The 14,888-nt window shown below is 75.1% G+C and carries 17 protein-coding genes; 7 read left to right on the top strand and 10 right to left on the bottom strand.

Features of this window, described 5'->3' with window-relative positions:
• The first annotated feature begins 80 nt into the window (after nucleotides 1–80).
• From CFP65_RS33870 to CFP65_RS33855, 4 genes are read left to right on the top strand one after another with little or no spacing between them, the layout of a single operon-like run.
• On the top strand, nucleotides 81–512 hold the full coding sequence (locus CFP65_RS33870) for a helix-turn-helix domain-containing protein (protein WP_104819762.1): 432 nt from the start codon (nucleotides 81–83) through the stop codon (nucleotides 510–512).
• Nucleotides 513–535: 23 nt separating this feature from the next.
• Nucleotides 536–904 carry a DUF4180 domain-containing protein gene (locus CFP65_RS33865; protein ID WP_104819761.1) on the top strand — a complete coding sequence of 123 codons (369 nt, stop codon included), beginning with the start codon at nucleotides 536–538 and terminating at the stop codon, nucleotides 902–904.
• Between the two features lie 53 nt (nucleotides 905–957).
• Complete coding sequence (locus CFP65_RS33860) at nucleotides 958–1,890, top strand: class I SAM-dependent methyltransferase (RefSeq protein WP_104821317.1); 933 nt, start codon at nucleotides 958–960, stop codon at nucleotides 1,888–1,890.
• A complete protein-coding gene (locus CFP65_RS33855) occupies nucleotides 1,887–2,414 on the top strand; it encodes a hypothetical protein (protein ID WP_104819760.1) in 528 nt (175 codons plus the stop codon). The genes CFP65_RS33860 and CFP65_RS33855 overlap by 4 nt, the downstream gene beginning before the upstream one ends.
• A 27-nt stretch (nucleotides 2,415–2,441) precedes the next feature.
• Here the strand turns inward: CFP65_RS33855 and CFP65_RS33850 are convergent, their stop codons facing one another.
• The 3 genes from CFP65_RS33850 to CFP65_RS33840 all read right to left on the bottom strand — a co-directional run bounded on the left by CFP65_RS33850 (nucleotide 2,442) and on the right by CFP65_RS33840 (nucleotide 6,544).
• Nucleotides 2,442–3,143, bottom strand: coding sequence for a DUF1775 domain-containing protein (locus CFP65_RS33850; RefSeq protein ID WP_104819759.1), 702 nt, complete (start codon nucleotides 3,141–3,143; stop codon nucleotides 2,442–2,444).
• Nucleotides 3,144–3,316: 173 nt separating this feature from the next.
• A complete protein-coding gene (locus tag CFP65_RS33845; protein ID WP_104819758.1) occupies nucleotides 3,317–4,756 on the bottom strand; it encodes a hypothetical protein in 1,440 nt (479 codons plus the stop codon).
• A 312-nt stretch (nucleotides 4,757–5,068) separates the two neighbouring features.
• Entirely contained in the window at nucleotides 5,069–6,544 is a 1,476-nt protein-coding gene (locus CFP65_RS33840) for a hypothetical protein (protein ID WP_104819757.1), read from the bottom strand.
• A gap of 510 nt (nucleotides 6,545–7,054) precedes the next feature.
• Here CFP65_RS33840 and CFP65_RS33835 point away from each other — a divergent pair.
• Complete coding sequence (locus CFP65_RS33835) at nucleotides 7,055–8,245, top strand: aminoglycoside phosphotransferase family protein (protein WP_254552706.1); 1,191 nt, start codon at nucleotides 7,055–7,057, stop codon at nucleotides 8,243–8,245.
• Between the two features lie 4 nt (nucleotides 8,246–8,249).
• On the opposite strand, the gene CFP65_RS33830 is transcribed toward CFP65_RS33835, so the two are convergent.
• The 4 genes from CFP65_RS33830 to CFP65_RS33820 all read right to left on the bottom strand — a co-directional run bounded on the left by CFP65_RS33830 (nucleotide 8,250) and on the right by CFP65_RS33820 (nucleotide 11,050).
• Nucleotides 8,250–9,386, bottom strand: a complete 1,137-nt coding sequence (locus CFP65_RS33830) for an acyl-CoA dehydrogenase family protein (RefSeq protein WP_104819756.1) — start codon at nucleotides 9,384–9,386, stop codon at nucleotides 8,250–8,252.
• Nucleotides 9,387–9,438: 52 nt separating this feature from the next.
• Complete coding sequence (locus tag CFP65_RS42665; RefSeq protein ID WP_371682493.1) at nucleotides 9,439–9,537, bottom strand: putative leader peptide; 99 nt, start codon at nucleotides 9,535–9,537, stop codon at nucleotides 9,439–9,441.
• 92 nt (nucleotides 9,538–9,629) lie between these two features.
• Complete coding sequence (locus CFP65_RS33825) at nucleotides 9,630–10,124, bottom strand: hypothetical protein (protein ID WP_104819755.1); 495 nt, start codon at nucleotides 10,122–10,124, stop codon at nucleotides 9,630–9,632.
• Nucleotides 10,125–10,819: 695 nt separating this feature from the next.
• Nucleotides 10,820–11,050 carry a DUF397 domain-containing protein gene (locus CFP65_RS33820; protein ID WP_104819754.1) on the bottom strand — a complete coding sequence of 77 codons (231 nt, stop codon included), beginning with the start codon at nucleotides 11,048–11,050 and terminating at the stop codon, nucleotides 10,820–10,822.
• 224 nt (nucleotides 11,051–11,274) lie between these two features.
• Here CFP65_RS33820 and CFP65_RS33815 point away from each other — a divergent pair, with 224 nt between their 5' ends.
• Nucleotides 11,275–11,781, top strand: coding sequence for a PTS fructose transporter subunit IIA (locus tag CFP65_RS33815; protein WP_104819753.1), 507 nt, complete (start codon nucleotides 11,275–11,277; stop codon nucleotides 11,779–11,781).
• Nucleotides 11,782–11,819: 38 nt separating this feature from the next.
• Here CFP65_RS33815 and CFP65_RS33810 read toward each other — a convergent pair whose 3' ends face one another.
• Both CFP65_RS33810 and CFP65_RS33805 read right to left on the bottom strand, forming a co-directional pair.
• A complete protein-coding gene (locus CFP65_RS33810) occupies nucleotides 11,820–12,296 on the bottom strand; it encodes an NUDIX domain-containing protein (protein WP_104819752.1) in 477 nt (158 codons plus the stop codon).
• A 59-nt stretch (nucleotides 12,297–12,355) separates the two neighbouring features.
• Nucleotides 12,356–12,610, bottom strand: a complete 255-nt coding sequence (locus CFP65_RS33805) for a hypothetical protein (RefSeq protein ID WP_158702492.1) — start codon at nucleotides 12,608–12,610, stop codon at nucleotides 12,356–12,358.
• A 310-nt stretch (nucleotides 12,611–12,920) separates the two neighbouring features.
• Here CFP65_RS33805 and CFP65_RS33800 point away from each other — a divergent pair, with 310 nt between their 5' ends.
• Entirely contained in the window at nucleotides 12,921–13,940 is a 1,020-nt protein-coding gene (locus CFP65_RS33800) for a polysaccharide deacetylase family protein (RefSeq protein WP_254552705.1), read from the top strand.
• Nucleotides 13,941–14,054: 114 nt separating this feature from the next.
• Here the strand turns inward: CFP65_RS33800 and CFP65_RS33795 are convergent, their stop codons facing one another.
• A complete protein-coding gene (locus tag CFP65_RS33795) occupies nucleotides 14,055–14,843 on the bottom strand; it encodes a glutamate racemase (RefSeq protein ID WP_104819749.1) in 789 nt (262 codons plus the stop codon).
• Nucleotides 14,844–14,888 lie beyond the last annotated feature (45 nt).

The raw sequence follows: 14,888 nt of genomic DNA, 5'->3' as shown, positions 1-14,888 counted from the left end.
CCCTCACCTTCCCTCGATCCGCCACGTTGAGGTAACGTGAGGGAAGAACAGCGAACATGAGCAGGAGTGGTGGGTCCGTCATGCCCGAGCAGCAGTACTACTCCGTCGAGCAGGTGGCGGAGCTCCTCGGCCTGCACGTGAAGACCGTCCGGGGGTACGTCCGCGACGGCAGGCTCGGCGCCAGCCAGGTCGGCCGCCAGTACCGGATCAGCCGGGCCGACCTGGCCGCCTTCACCGGCACCCCCGCTCCCCCGGCCCAAGCCGGGCACCACGCCGAGGTGTCGAGCATCGTCCAGATCGACGGCGTCGACACCCCGGCGGCGGCCCGCCTGACCAACACCGTCGCGGCCGCCGCCCTCAGCGCGAGCACCGGCGAGGGCGGCCGCCGCCTACGGGTGGAGGCCGTCCACGACGAGGAGCGGGCCACGCTCAAGCTCATCGTCCTGGGCGATCTGGAGAGCACCGCCGACCTGCTGCACATCATCCACTCCCTGGTCGACCGCCCCACCTGACCCCTCCGGAAGGCAGCCCCGCCATGCCCGACCACCTCCGGCACCTGGCCGACACCCCCGTCCTCGCCTGCGCCCCGGACGGCCCGCCGATCGCCGACGAACGCGCGGCCACCGACCTCCTCGGCGACGCCATGGGCCTCGGCGCCGAGTGGGTCGCCCTCCCGGTCGAACGCCTGCCACCCGAGTTCTTCCAGCTGCGGACCGGCCTCGCGGGCACCGTCGTCCAGAAGTTCGCCACCTACCGCCTGGGCCTCGCCGTCCTCGGCGAGATCCAGTCCTACCTGGACACCAGCACGGCGCTGCGCGATTTCGTCTTCGAGAGCAACCGGGGCCGCCAGCTCTGGTTCCTCCCGGACGCCGAGGCCCTCCACACCCGCCTCACCACCCACTGACCGGCCGCCCCGGACGGAACGGATCCCCACCCTGCCGTCGTAGAGTGCTGCGTGTGCCCCAGCTGGAGATCTCCGACCTGATCACCGCGGTCGACCCGGACAACGGCCGGCGGCTGCCGGTGCGGCGTTCCGAGGTGGTCGAGCGGCTTCGCGCGAACGGTGACCACCGGGCCGCGCGGATCGTGGCGGGCCTGCCGGCCGACCGGGACGGCATCCTGGACGCGGACGCCGTCGACCGCCTGCTGATCAGCGTGCACACCGAGCTCCAGCGCCTGAGCGAGGAACTCCGCATCGGCGAACGCCTCGTCCACCTGCTCGACCCGCTCTTCACCGCGATCCGGGCCACCGGCCGGCCCGGGCCGTACCGCCTGGTCGACATCGGCTGCGGGCTCGGCTACCTGGTCCGCTGGCTGGCCGCCACCGACGCACTCGCCCCCGACGTCGAACTGGTCGGCGTCGACCTCGACGCCGCGTTGGTCGGCGAGGCGGCCCGCCTGGCCCGCGAGGAGGGGCTCGACTGCCGCTTCGTCCATGGCAACGCCTTCGCCCTGCCCGAGCCCGCCACCGTGTACATCTCCACCGGGGTCCTGCACCACTTCCCCGAGCCCGCGCTGACCGACTTCTTCCGGGCCCAAGGCGCCTCCCCCGCCCTGGCGTTCTGCCACTACGACATCGCCGCGACCGGCCTCGCCCCCATCGGCGCATGGATGTTCCACCGCGCCCGGATGCGCCACCCCCTGGGCCGCCACGACGGCGTGGCCTCCGCCCGACGGGCCCACAGCGACGAGTCCCTGCTACGAGCCGCCACCGCCTCGGGCCTGCGGCCCCTGCTCTACGAGCCCCGCCGCGCCGCCAACCCCTTCTGCACCACCCTGCGCCCGGTCCTCGGCCTACGCCCGGAGCTGGAAGCCCCCCTGCGCCAGGCCCTCGGCCGCGCCTCCCGCCGACTCCTCGGCCCCGAACACTTCACCCGGGCCACCCGATGACGCCCGCTCTCCCCCTGGCCGCGCTCGGCCTGGTCGACGCGGCCTTCAGCGGCTTCCGCGCCTACGCCGGCCGCGACGCCCGCATCCGCAAACACCGCGCCAACACGCGCGCCGCCCTACGCGGGCTGGCCGTCGGAGCCGTCCTGCTGCTCGCCCCGGCACTGACCGCCGCCCTCCACCTGCTCACCGCCGCCGCCCCGGACCACGCCTACGCCGCACTGACCGCCGGCGGACTCGGCTACCTGCTCCCGCTCACCGCCTACGCCGCCGCCGTCCTGCTCTCGCTGACCGCCTACTTCGTGCTGCCGTTCCGCGCCGGCACCCTGGCCACGGTCATCGGCCTCGGCCCGCTCACCCTCCTGCGCCCCCTGGCCATCGCCGCCGCCTGCCTCGCCGCACTCCTCCACCACGGCGGGTGGGCCTCCCTGCTGATCGGCGCAGTGGCGGGCGCGGCGATGCTGTCCGTCGAGCCGATCGTCCACCACCGCTGGTACCGCCAGGCCCACGCACCTGTCGAGCGGTGACCCGCAACTCGCTGCTGCGGGACTCGATCAGTTGCCGGAGGAGCGGCGGCGCCACCAGAAGATGCCGCCGACCGCGACCACCACGATGGCGATCACTACGCCTACCACGGTGCCCGAGTTCGAGGAGGAGGACTTGCTGTCCGAGGCCGTCGTGGCCGGCGCCGGAGTGGCAGGCGCCGACGGGGCGGCGGAGGACGGGGTGGCCGTGGCGGAGGCGGAAGCGACCGGGAGGGGGGTGGCTCCTGCGGCGGCGGGGGTGAGCTTCAGGATGGGGGCCGGGTGCTGGGGTTCGGCTCCGCCGGTGGGGAGGTCGATCCAGCGGTCGATGTGGCCGTCGGAGTAGGTGACCAGGGTCTTGAAGACCAGCTCCTTGGCGTCGGGGAGCTGGCGGACCTTGATCTTGTAGTCGGCGGCCTTGCCCGGGGCGAGGGCGGTGCCGGTGAGGGTGTAGCCGTCGGGGCCGGGGGTGAGCTGCCAGCCCTGGGGGCCCTCGGCGAGGGTGATGTCTGCCGGGGCGAGGCCGGTGGGGAGGACGACCTGGAGCTTGGTGATGCCGGCGGTGTCCGATTCGCCCTCAGCGTTGAAGCCGACCACCGCGCCGACGGCCAAGGCCTGCGCCGTCGCGGGCTCCACCTCGACGTGGGCGAGGGCCGGGCCGGCCGGCGCGAGGGCGCCGAGCAGGGCGGCGGCCGGGACGGCGAGGCGGGCGAGGGTGCGGGAGCGGTTCATGCGGGCGGGCACTCCGGGTTCGAAGAGGCGGCGGACGGCGTCCGGCCCATCATGCCCCAGCGGGTCGACGATCACGCATCGCCGACGGCCACCCAATGTCAGGTGGGACGCCTAACGCCCCGGAACCGAAGCCCGGCACCCCACCCGCGAAGCGCCGTGCGCCGCTGCGCCGCTCAGGCCGCCTTGTCCCGCGCGGTCAGCCGCCCCCGGACGGCGGCGTGCACCTCGGCCTCCTCGGCCGGATCGGCCGCGAGGCGGCGGAGCCGCTCGAGGACGCGGACGTCGCCGGTGGTGGCGACGTGGCGCGCGGCGAGCTCGCGGGTGGTCTCCTCGCAGTCCCAGAGGCACTCGACGGCTATGCCGCGGGCGAAGTAGCCGTCGACCCGGGCCAGGGCCTGGGCGGCCCGGCCGCGCAGCTCGGAGGAGGCGGCCTCGCCGTAGACGTGGCGCAGGGCCGAGACGGCTCCGGCGGCGGCCAGCCGGCCGACGCCGTCGACCAGGGTGCCGAGGCCGGCGCCGGTGACGCCGTGGACGGAGATCCAGCGGCGCAGCGCCGCGACCACCCGAGGGCCGTCGCCGGGCTCGCCGGCGTCGGCGAGCAGCAGGACGGCGGCCTCGCCGAGGGCGCTGTCGGCGCCGCCGGTGGCCGGGTCGGCCCAGCGGCGGGCGTGGGCCAGGGCGGCGGGGCCGCGCATCCGGCCGACCAGGTCGAGGGCGGCGGCCACGATGCGGTGGTCCACGTCGGCGGCGGCGAGCTCGATCAGGCCGGCCGTCTCCTCGTCCTGCTGGTCCAGCAGGTACCGCAGGGCGGCGACTCTGCCGCCGGGCGCGCCGGCCCGGGCGGCGTCGAGCACGATCGGGCGGTCCTCGGGGCGGACCACGGCGGCCAGGCAGCGGGCCGCGGCGGCCCCGCGGCGCGCCACGCCCCGGGTGTCGCCGGGTTGGTGCGCGGGGGTGTCGGCCCAGGCGAGCACGTCCACCGTGCTCCAGCCGGGGGTGACACCGGCCCGGTTGAGCTGGCGCTGCCACAGGTCGAAGGGCGACTGCTCGGTGGCGGCGGCCACCCGCGGGTGGTGGGCGGCCCAGAGGTGCCAGGGGCGCGGCTCGTAGGCGGCGCGGACGGCGGCGCGCAGCTCGGCCTCGCCCTCCTCGTCGGCTGGGAAGCGGGCCAGCACGGCGGGGGCGAGCGAGAGCAGCGCCTGGTCGTCGTCGCGCAGCGCCAGCTCGTCCAGGGCCCAGGCCCAGTTGCTGCCGCTCAGCACGTAGCCGCGCAGCAGGTCGAGCGCGTCGCGCCGCCCGTAGCCGGCCAGGTGGCCGAGCACGGCGAGGGTGAGGCCGGTGCGGCTCTCGCTGTCGTCCAGCGCGTCCTCGGGGGCGTGCAGGTGCAGCTCCAGACCGCTGAGCGGTGCCTCCAGCTCCATGTAGAGGCGTGCGTAGTAGAGCGACCTGTTCTCCAGCTGCCAGTCGGCCCTGGGGTCGCTCGTGACGCAGTGCTCCAGCGCGGCGATCGCCTCGGTGCGGTCGGCGGCCAGCGCATGCAACTGACCGTCACCCCGGCCTCGCTGGAGGAGGCCGAGGAGGCTGGCACTGGGTGCTATCACTGGCTCGAACATGAGGTCAGCATCCGTTGCGGCGATCGTAGTGGCAACGGGATTTCCGTCGCCGGGGGTCTGGTGGGTCCTGCGGTGGGCGCCCGGGCGCCGGAATCACCGAAGGTTACCGCCTGAGGGCCTTATACGCACACAAGGCCGACAACCTGCCGAAATGCATATGCCCCTGGGACGTATCAAGCGAATTTGTCGGAACGGCCCGCCGGCCGGCCCGGGATGTGGGAGAGTCGTGAACAGGCCGAGGCGCACCCCTGTCGCCTCGGCCTTCTTCGTGCCCGGAGCAATCCGGGGCAGTACCGCGCTCACCCACCGGCCTCAGACCGGCCGGCGCCGCCTCGGCATCGCGCCCTCGATCTGCGCCCGCAGCTCCGCCACCCCGGCCTCGCCCTGGTAGCGCCCGGAGAGGCGGTACATCTCCCGGAGCCGGTCCCAGGTGCGGGTGGAGGAGGTCTGCCCGATCAGGGCCAGCGCGAGCTTGGCCTGCACCTGGGCCTCGTCCGGCTCGCCGGAGATCCAGTAGACCGAGGCCAGCGTGATCCGGTCGAACAGCGTGGAGCGCTCCATGCCCGTGCGCTCGCGCAGCTCCAGGGCCAGCCGGGCGTGCTGCTCGGCCAGCCGGGCGGCGCCGGGGTCGTGCTCGGCCAGGGTGCGGTAGACCAGCGCCTCCATCCCGTGCAGCTCGGCCTCGTTGAAGAGCTGCATCCAGCTCGGGGCCGGCCCGTCGGCCTCCCGGACGAACAGCTCCTCGGCCTCGCCGAGCACCCGGCGGACGGCCTCCGAGCGGCCCATCGCGGCCTGCGCCCAGGCCTCCACGGTGTGCAGCATGGCCCGCGTCCGGGGCAGCGCCTGCTCGCCGCCGCTGGCCTGGGCCAGCTGGACGAGCTCCAGCGCGTCGTCGGCCCGGCCGAGGTGGATCATCTGGCGGGCGGCCCGGGAGATCGCCTCCCCGGCCCGCGGGCGGTCGCCCGCCTCCTTGGCGGCCTGGGCCGCGATCACGAAGTACCGCTGGGCGGTGGGCTCCAGGCCCACGTCGTGCGACATCCAGCCGGCCAGCACCGCCAGGTTGGCCGCCACCGTCCAGAGCCGGGTGCGCACCGCCGGGTGCAGGTCGTGGGTGAGCAGCCCGCCCACCTCGTTCAACTGGCCGACCACGGCCTTGCGCTGGAGGCCGCCGCCCCGGGAGGCGTCCCAGGCGCGGAAGATGTCCACCGCGTTCTCCAGCGCCGCCACTTCGTCCGGGCCGACCGGCCCGGGCTCGTACACGTCCAGTGCCGGGCGTCCGCCGCCCTGCGTGATGACCTTCCGGGGGCCGGGGCGGCCGGCGGCGTACGCCACGTCGTGCCCGCTGAGCCAGTCGTAGAGGTTGTCGGCGATGACGGCCCCGGCCGTGAGCGCGGCCGAGGCTCCGACCAATCCGCGTCGGTTGAGCATGAGGTCCATTCCCGTGAACTCGGTGAGGACCGCAGCCGTCCGATCCGGCTCCCAGGGCCCACCGGGCTCGTCAGGGGATGCCCCGCCCGCTCCTGGAGTCCGATGTCGTGTCAGACCGAGGTCCTCAGTGGTGACGACACGACCGAGCCGCTCGGTGAACACGGCGGCCAGCACCCTCGGCACCGGATCGCGGGGGACCTCCCCCTGCTCGATCCAGCGCCGCACCCGCGAGGTGTCGGTGGAGAGCTGCTGCTGCCCCATCGCGGCACCGCGCCGGTTGACCAGCCGGGCCAACTCGCCCTTGGACCAACCGGTCAGGGCGAAGAGGTCCGCGAGTCTGGTGTTCGGCCCCTTGCTCACGTGTAAGCCCCCAGGAAATCTCGGCTTGCGACCGACCCTAGTGCTCTCGGCATGTGCCACGTAACCATTCGCCAGGGTTCGCCAGGGTCCGCCACATGGTGTACCAGTGGCTTCCGGGTGTCATGTAGAGCTGCGCCACCCCAACTTCGGTTCGGGAGGGCCGGAAGCCCCGTCAGGGCTTGGCACCGCCACGTTCTGACGGTCGGTCAACGGCACTTCCGTGGCCTCATCCGAGGGGGTGGCGCGGCCGGGTGGCGCGGAGGCGCCGGGCACGGCCACGGCAGGCACGGGCACCCGCTCTCCCCAGGGCGCGGGCAGCCGGGCGGCCGTGCTCCGCGCCCGGCGCCTGCGCTCCACCCCGTCCCCCACCCGCCACCGCCCTGCTCCCCGTCCGGCGAGCAGGGGTCAGCTGCCGCTCCCCGGCTCCGCCGCCCTCGGGCGGGGCGACCACCCCAGGCAGCTCTCACAGGCTGAGGCCACCGTCGGCCAGGAAGGGATCCTCACCACCCCATGTACTCCTCCGCGACCACCGGCACCTCCACCCAACCCCGCGCCGCGCTGCGCCCCCCCACCACGGTGGGCGGCCGGGCCGGGCAGGGGCCGTCCCCGAGCCCGCGTCCCGGTGCCTCCCCCGCCACGGCCCTGCGCGACCAGCGCGCACTGGCCGGCCGCACCGCGCTCCCGGCGCACACCCCCGTCCCCCGCGGCCCCGAGCCGTACGGCCTGCGCCCCGGCGCCGACCGGCTGCTGCGCGCCCGCCCCGCCACCGAGCCCACCCCGGACCGGATCGACCCCGCCACCCTGCAGACCCCCGGGGTGCGGGCCGCGCTCGCCAACATCTCGCGGATATGCCCCGCCTTCCTGCCGCGCCAGGTGCTCCGCGACGGCAGCCGCCACATCCTGATCGCCGGCACCATCGGCCGCGCCCCCGTGGTGGCCAAGTGCCTGGCCCCGCAAGCCCTGCGCACCGAGCAGCACGCGCTGCTGGCCGAGCGCTTCCACCACGAGGTGGCGGTCTACCGGGCCTTCGTCCGGCACCGCCCGCCGATCCGCCTGCCCCGCCTGGTCGCGGCCGACCCGGACCGGTGCGTGCTCGTGCTGGAGCGCGTGCCGGGCCGCCCGGCCTCCCGCGAGCGCCACCCGGTCAACGCGCCGACCCCGGGCGAGGTGCGCGCCGTGCTCGGCGCCGTCCGCACCCTCAACCTCTGGCGCCCGCCGACCGACGTGTTCGGCAAGCCCCTCGACTACCAGCTGGAGATCGCCCGCTTCCACTCGGTCGGCCAGCTCACCGACCGGGACGCGGCCGACCTGCGCGCCCTGCTGCACGGCCTGGCGCACACCCCGCTCCAGCTCTGCCACGGCGACGCACTGCTCGGCAACATGCTGCTCGCCCCCTCCGGCCCGGTGCTGGTCGACTGGGAGGAGGCCGGCTGGTACCTGCCCGGCTACGACCTCGCGGTGCTCTGGAGCGTGCTCTCCGGCGACACCGCCGCCCGCCGCCAGATCAGCCAACTGGCCCAGTCAGGCGGCACGGTGGCCCGCGACGCCTTCCTGGTCAACCTGGTCCTGGTGCTGATGCGCGAGCTACGCCTGCACGACGTGCCGGGCGCGGGCGAGGAGCAGCGCATCATGATCCGCCGCCTCTACGACGACGCCGCCCTGGCCCGCCGCGCCGTCCGCGCGGCGGTGGGCACCCGCTGAGGGGTTATCGGCGGTCGAGCGCGGCCTGGGCCAGTCCGTCGAGGGTGAGGTCCTCGGCGGTGAAGTGGCCGCGCCCGCTGAGCGAGTCGCGCAGGTGACGCTCCAGCGGGTGACGGCGGCTCAGGCCCGGGGTGCCGGTGAGGCTGACGGCCTGTTGGACGGCGTCGGTGGCCGTCCGCACCACGTGCAGTCGGGCCGCGCCGGCCCGGCTCGCGGCGGTCAGGCAGCCCCGGTCGATCCGGCCGGCCAGCCCGGCCAGCAGCTCCTCGGCCACGATCAGGGCGGCCTCCAGCTCGCCCAGCGCGTTCCGGTGGCGCGCGGCCGCCCCCTGGGTGGCCAGGTAGCGCACCAGCCAGTCCTGGGCGGCCCGGGCCACCCCGAGCTGCACGGCGGCGAAGGCCAGGTCGTGCCAGGCCGCCTCCAACGGCGCCACCTCGCCGGGCGCGGCCAGCCCGAGCACCTGCCCGGCCGGACAGGGCGCCGCGGTGAGCACCACATCGTGCCCGGAGCTGGCCCGCAGGCCCAGCTGGTCCCAGACCGGGTCGATCTCGATGCCCGGCCCGTCGCCCCGGAGCAGGAACAGCCCGGTCCGCGGCACCCGCTCGTCGGTGCGCGCCCAGACCGCCATCCAGGCCAGCGCCTCGGCCCCGGCGCAGCCGGTCTTGCGTCCCGTCAGCAGCCACTGCTCGCCGTCCCGCCGGGCCACCGTGGCGGGCAGCGCCCCCGTGCCGCCGGGCTCCGCGCGCAGCGTGTTGAGCAGGGTGGGCCCGCGCCGGGATTCGGTCAGCAGTCTGCGGTACGCGGCGGCCGGCCACCCGCCGGTGCGGGCCTGCTCGGCGTGGCGCAGCAGGGTGCAGGCCGTCAGCACGGCCACCGAGGCGTCGCCGCGGCCGAGCCCGGCCAGCACGGCCACGGTGTCGGCCAGCCCGCCGCCCGGCCCGCCGTGGCGCTGCGCCACGGTGAGGGTGAGCAGCCCGGCCTCGTGCACGGCCTCGACGCCTTGGTACGGGAAGGTCGCGTCCCGGTCGTGCTCCTCGGCGCGGGCCGCGAGCAGGTCGACCACCCGGGGCAGGCCCGCGAGGGCGTCGGCGACGGTGCGGCCCACCGTCAGGGCGTCGGTGGTGGGGGGCGTGGGGGTCATGGTGCGGCGCCTCCTGGGGCGTCGGCGTGCGGGGTTGACGGAGCCTCAGGGTTTACAGAGCCCTCACTCGCGTCCCCGGACACGCCGCGCTCGCGGTGCGCCGCAGATCCAGGTACCTGCGACCGGTCAGCAGCAGGCGGCGGAGCGGCATGCTGGTGACTGTACGAATCGTTGATCGAACACGTCAAGCATGGCCGAAAGGCACCGTCAGCTCTACCCGCTGCCCTGCCGATGCCCTGGCGCTCAGCCCTGCTGGAACATGTCGGCCGGCAGCGGCTTGAGCAGCTGGTAGAGGTCGTCCGCGATCGGTCTGTCCCAGGAGGCGATGGTGACCTGCACGCCGTCGCTGCGGCCGAACTGGGCGCAGAACACCCGGCCCTCACTGACCTTGATCTTCTTCACGATCAGCAGGTCGTCCCCGAGCATCACCGGGAAGTCCTCGGCGGAGACGAATTCGACCGGTTCCTCGACCTCGAGCGCCGCCAGGAGCTGACGGACCTCGAACGGGACTCCGTCGGCCGCGTCCCGGGCCGGCGAGCCCTCGGGGAGATTGCCGATGAACATCGCGGGGCCGCGGCCGCCGAAGAGGTCGTAGCGCAGGAAGATCCCCTGGCACGAGCCATCCGTGCCGGTCATCGTCATGGCGCCGAAGTGGCCGGGCCAGTCGCCCGGGTCCATCGCGAGCACGTCGAAGTCCGGTCCTGCGGGCGAGCCGGAGCGTCGGCGGAGAAATGACATGACACCATCGTACGTGCCCGTCACGGCCTGCTCACGGGGCGGGTCGGCGGCTCGGCCCAGATCCACGCTCAGAGACCAATGTTGACTCTGAGCAACCGTCCGGGCTACGTTCGGTTCTGCACGACAGCCGCTGTGGGCTCGATCCACCGGGGGGCGGCATGTCGCGGCGCGCCCGCGTGCGCTTTCCTTCAGCTGTGCGCATCGTCGTGCGACAGAACCACCGCTCAGACCTGACGAACACCGACAGACCTGACGTAGTACTCCAACCTGACGTACACCTGAAGTACCACTCCACAAGCCAGGTTCGCGGGGCCCCGGCCCGTCGCACCGCGAACCTCGCCCGTGACACCGCCGCGTGGGGGCGTGCGGATCGCGGGCAACCCGGCGCCTGCGCCCGAGTCGCTCTCGGACGAAGGTGCCACGCCTCCCGGCGACTGCCGACCCCTTCGGGGGCCGGGACCGGCCGACGCACCCTGGTGCGTCCGGGCAACACCACGGGAGGAGCTCGGCACTCGTGCCGGGCGTCACAGCAGGCGCCGTGCTCGGTCGCGTGGGGGCGATGGGCACGGCGTCTGCCTGCTGCACATACTGTGGGCTGTTTCTTGTCGAACAGTCAACGACAAATCGGGGATTGGCGCAGAGCCGGTACTCAGGTGCTGCTCAGGGGTGCTGCTCAGGCGCCGCTCGGCGGAGCCTCAGGTGAGGTCGAACTCGCCGTCCCGGGCGCCCAGGACGAAGGCCCGCCACTCGGCCGGGGTGAAGACCAGCACCGGGCCCTCCGGCTGGCGGCCGTCCCGCATCGCGATGTAGCCCTCGACGAAGGCGATCTGTACGTCGCCCACCCCCTGACTGCTGGAGAGCCACTCGGCCCCCGTCAGGTCCAGCTCGGGCTTGGCCTCCACCCGCGTCCCACTGTTCGCCGCCACTGCGCAGCTCCTCCCACGGTCGTCCGGCTGCCAGCGTATCCACCCCGCCGCCGCCCGGCGGGTGCTTCGGCGAGGCTTCCTCCGCACGGGCCGAGATGCGCCGATCGGCCCGCTTCGGGGCGGCGAGTGTGCTAGCGGGCACGGTGGCTGCCAGAGTGGGGGTCCGGGTGCGCCGGCGGTCTGCGGCGGCGCCCGGCCGCCCTGACCTGCCCCTGGAGCAGCCGATGCACCGCACCGACCACCGCGCCGAGGTGATCCCGATCTCGACCGCCCCCTCCGCCGTGACCGCCGAGTCGCCCGTCCCCGCGCCCCGGCCCGGCGGGCACGGGCGGGTGGGGCTGGTGCTGGTCTCGCACAGCGAGGAGCTGGCCGCGGCGGCCGGCTCGCTGGCCGTGGCCCTCGGCGGCGGCCCGGACCCGGCGCCGGTGGCCACCACCGGCGGCAGCCTCGCGGACGGCCCGGGCACCAGCGCGGTCCTGGTCGCGGCGGCGGCCCGCCGGGTGGACCAGGGCCACGGGGTGGCCATCCTCGCCGACCTCGGCACCGCCGTCACGACCGTGCACGCCCTGCTGGCCGCCGCCGACGAGCACGGCCTGCCCTTCCCCGTCCGGCTGGCCGACGCCCCCTTCGTCGAGGGCGCGGTGGCCGCCGTGGCCACCGCCACCGCGGGCGGCGACCTGGCCGCCGTGCTGGACGCGGCCGAGGAGATGTACCGCCAGCGCAAGCTCTGAGGGTCTCGACGCCTCAGCCGGTGGCCTCGGCCGGGGCCTCAGACGGTGGTCTCGAACACCGTCTCCGGCTTGTCCGCGAGCGCGATGTCGATCCGGCGGCGGGTGTACGCGTCCAGCTCGGGGAAGTCGGCCGGGACGTACCAGCCGACCTCCAGCGACTCGTCGTCGTTCACCCGGGCCTCGCCGGAGACCAGTCGGCAGCGGAAGGTCAGGTCCAGGTAACGGGCCTGGTCCCCGTTGGGGTACTGGGTCATCGGGGAGACCGAGACCGAGCTCAGCCGCTCGGGGCGGACCACCACGCCGGTCTCCTCGAAGCACTCGCGGACCACGCAGTCGGCCGGCTCCTCCCCCGGGTCGAGGATGCCGCCGATCAGCGCCCATTCGCCGGAGTCGGCGCGGCGCCCGAGCAGCACCCTGCCCTGCCCGTCCAGCACCACGGCGCCCACTCCGGAGAGCCAGAGCGGGCGGGTGCCGACGAACGAACGGAGTTCGGCCAGAAAAGGAGGAATAGGCATGGGGCCGACCCTACGCGGCGGCCCACCCGCGGTGCGGCCGAGTCACGACCGTCCGGGGCTCACTGGCGCAGCGGGGGGCGGAGGCGCGCGAACGCGACCCGGCCGAGCAGCATCACGCCGGCGGCCAGGCAGCCCGCCACCGCCATCGCCCAGGCGGGGCCGTCGCTGTCCGGGACGGCGACGGCGGTCATGATGCCGATGCCCACGCAGGCGGCGCCCACCAGCGCGAGCAGGAGGGGGTGGCGGCGCAGCGCGCCGCCGGTGAAGAGCCGGGCCGCCCGGGTCATCGGTCGGTCACGTTCGGTTTCGGCCATGCTCCCAACCGTATACCCCGGGGCGCACGGGAGCACCGCTTGCGGCGGCGCGGCGTGGGTGGGTGGGAGACCTCGTGCGCATGCCGCGCGCCTCTGTGAGAAAAGGTGTCATCTGCCGTACAACCATCGGTGGACGTCGGCGGTCTCCACTACATTGAGCGATCCGGTAGCGGACACTCACGGGTCGGGAGTCCCCGTGGTCCGTTGCCTGCCAGGGAGCGGAGCCGCCGCGCCCGGGTTGACCGGTCGCCGCCCACGCACGGCTTCCGGTGGTACCGCCGCGCCGTCATCGGCGACCGAGGGGGGAACCGTGCCGCAGTCCATGCCCACCACCAGTACTGTCAGCGCCAGTACGGCCGCCGGCGTCACCAGTGCCGCCGAGCCCGTCGCCCCGCCGACGGCCGCCCCCGCCCAGCTGTCCCGGCTGCGGCGCAGCCGGCTGCGCCGCTCGCACGGCCAGCCGCGCCGCCGCACCCGCGCCGCCGGACGGCTGGCCGTGCTCGCCTACCACGGCGTGCCGGACCCGCGTTCCTTCGCCGCCCAGCTGGACCGGCTGCGCCGACTGGCCACCCCGGTCTCGCTGCTCGAGGTGGAGCGGGCGGTGGCCGAGGGCCGGCCGCTGCCGCCGCGGAGCGTGCTGATCACCTTCGACGACGCCGACCGCACCGTGCTCACCACCGCACTGCCGCAGCTCGCCGCCCGGCGGATCCCGGCGGCCGCCTTCGTGATAGCCGAGCTGATCGGCACCGATCAGCCGTTCTGGTGGCACGAGGCCGAGTACCTGGCCCGGCACGGCGGCCGGGCCCGGGCCGTGGCCGGCCCCGGCGGGGTGCTGGCCGGGCTCAAGGCGCTGCCCGATCCGGACCGCCGCCGCAGCCTGCACGAGCTGCGGGTCAGCGCCACCCACCAGGCGCCCCGCCAGGAGCAGCTGCGCCCCGAGGACCTCCACCTGCTGCGCGCCGCCGGGGTGGCGATCGGCAACCACACGCTGGGCCACCCGAGCCTGAGCCGGTGCGACGACACCACCGTCCAGGCCGAGATCAACGGCGCCCACGCGATCCTCACCCAGTGGCTCGGCGAGGCCCCCGCCGCCTTCGCCTACCCCGACGGCGGCTACGACCCCCGCGCCGACGCCGTGCTGCGCCAGCTCGGCTACCGCCTCGCCTTCCTCTCCGACCACCGCCTGAGCCCCCGGCTGCCCGCCCACCCGCTGCGGATCAGCCGCCTCCAGGTGGACGCCACCACCAGCATCCGCCGCATCGACAGCCTGCTCTCCGGCCTGGAGCGCACCGGCCTGGCCCGCTGGCTGAACCGCCTACGGCGGGCGTAACCCTGCTGGGGGCGTATACCCAGGGGCGCGGGGAACTGCGCGAGTGCGGAAGGTACGGGCCTGTCGCCTTCCGACTGCGCGCAGTTCCCCGCGCCCCTGGGTAGTGCAACTGGCTCAGTGCGGGAGCAGCGACTCCGCTTCTTCCGACCGCGTACCCCCGAGTAGCAGTCGCCCCTCCTCATAACCAAGGGCAGCCGGCGGCAGGGCGGTCTCGACGCCCGCGTGCAGGACCGTAAGGCGGCCCGCGCCAACCGGAGTGTCAGAGGCGATCCGGCGCAGGGCCTGGGCGGCCACGGCCTCGGCGGAGCCGAAGAAGCGGGGGGTCGGGCCGACGGCGGCCCGGATCACCTCGGCGACCAGCTCGTAGTGGGTGCAGCCGAGCACCAGGGCCGAGGTGCCGGCGGGGGTGCGGGCGGCGGCGTCCGCGACGGCGGCCTCCACCGCGGCGGCGTCGCCGCGCTCCACGGCGTCGGCCAGCCCGGGGCAGGCCACCTCGGTGACGGCGGCCGAACCGCCGAACTCGCGGATCAGGCCGCGCTGGTAGGCGCTGCCGGTGGTGGCCGGGGTGGCCCAGATCGCCACCGAGCCGCCGGCCGCGGCGGCCGGCTTGATCGCCGGGACGGTGCCGATCACCGGGATACCCGGTTCGAGGGCGGCCCGCAGGGCCTCCAGGGCGTGCACCGAGGCGGTGTTGCAGGCGACCACCAGCGCGTCCGGCCGCAGCTCGGCGGCGGCCCGCGCACAGCCGAGCGCGAGCTCGACGATCTCGGCCTCGGGCCGGGGGCCCCAGGGCATGCTGGCGGGGTCGGAGGAGAGCACGAGGTCCGCGTCGGGCCGCAGGCCGCGCAGCGCGGCGGCAGCGGCGAGCAGGCCGATCCCGGAGTCCATCAGTGCGATCTTCATAGGCCGAAACTCTACTGGAACCCGCCCGGCCGCCCCCGCCGGCAC

The organism is Kitasatospora sp. MMS16-BH015 (genome assembly GCF_002943525.1).
Taxonomy (GTDB): domain Bacteria; phylum Actinomycetota; class Actinomycetes; order Streptomycetales; family Streptomycetaceae; genus Kitasatospora.
This window is presented reverse-complemented; position numbering and strand designations above follow the sequence as displayed.

Excerpts from the sequence above, each read along its gene's own strand:
- CFP65_RS33870 (WP_104819762.1), top strand. The coding sequence starts at position 81 with ATGCCCGAGCAGCAGTACTACTCCGTCGAGCAGGTGGCGGAGCTCCTC.
- CFP65_RS33865 (WP_104819761.1), top strand. The coding sequence starts at position 536 with ATGCCCGACCACCTCCGGCACCTGGCCGACACCCCCGTCCTCGCCTGC.
- CFP65_RS33855 (WP_104819760.1), top strand. The coding sequence starts at position 1,887 with ATGACGCCCGCTCTCCCCCTGGCCGCGCTCGGCCTGGTCGACGCGGCC.
- CFP65_RS33850 (WP_104819759.1), bottom strand. The coding sequence starts at position 3,143 with ATGAACCGCTCCCGCACCCTCGCCCGCCTCGCCGTCCCGGCCGCCGCC.
- CFP65_RS33845 (WP_104819758.1), bottom strand. The coding sequence starts at position 4,756 with ATGTTCGAGCCAGTGATAGCACCCAGTGCCAGCCTCCTCGGCCTCCTC.
- CFP65_RS33835 (WP_254552706.1), top strand. The coding sequence starts at position 7,055 with ATGTACTCCTCCGCGACCACCGGCACCTCCACCCAACCCCGCGCCGCG.
- CFP65_RS33830 (WP_104819756.1), bottom strand. The coding sequence starts at position 9,386 with ATGACCCCCACGCCCCCCACCACCGACGCCCTGACGGTGGGCCGCACC.
- CFP65_RS42665 (WP_371682493.1), bottom strand. The coding sequence starts at position 9,537 with ATGCCGCTCCGCCGCCTGCTGCTGACCGGTCGCAGGTACCTGGATCTG.
- CFP65_RS33825 (WP_104819755.1), bottom strand. The coding sequence starts at position 10,124 with ATGTCATTTCTCCGCCGACGCTCCGGCTCGCCCGCAGGACCGGACTTC.
- CFP65_RS33815 (WP_104819753.1), top strand. The coding sequence starts at position 11,275 with ATGCACCGCACCGACCACCGCGCCGAGGTGATCCCGATCTCGACCGCC.
- CFP65_RS33810 (WP_104819752.1), bottom strand. The coding sequence starts at position 12,296 with ATGCCTATTCCTCCTTTTCTGGCCGAACTCCGTTCGTTCGTCGGCACC.
- CFP65_RS33805 (WP_158702492.1), bottom strand. The coding sequence starts at position 12,610 with ATGGCCGAAACCGAACGTGACCGACCGATGACCCGGGCGGCCCGGCTC.
- CFP65_RS33795 (WP_104819749.1), bottom strand. The coding sequence starts at position 14,843 with ATGAAGATCGCACTGATGGACTCCGGGATCGGCCTGCTCGCCGCTGCC.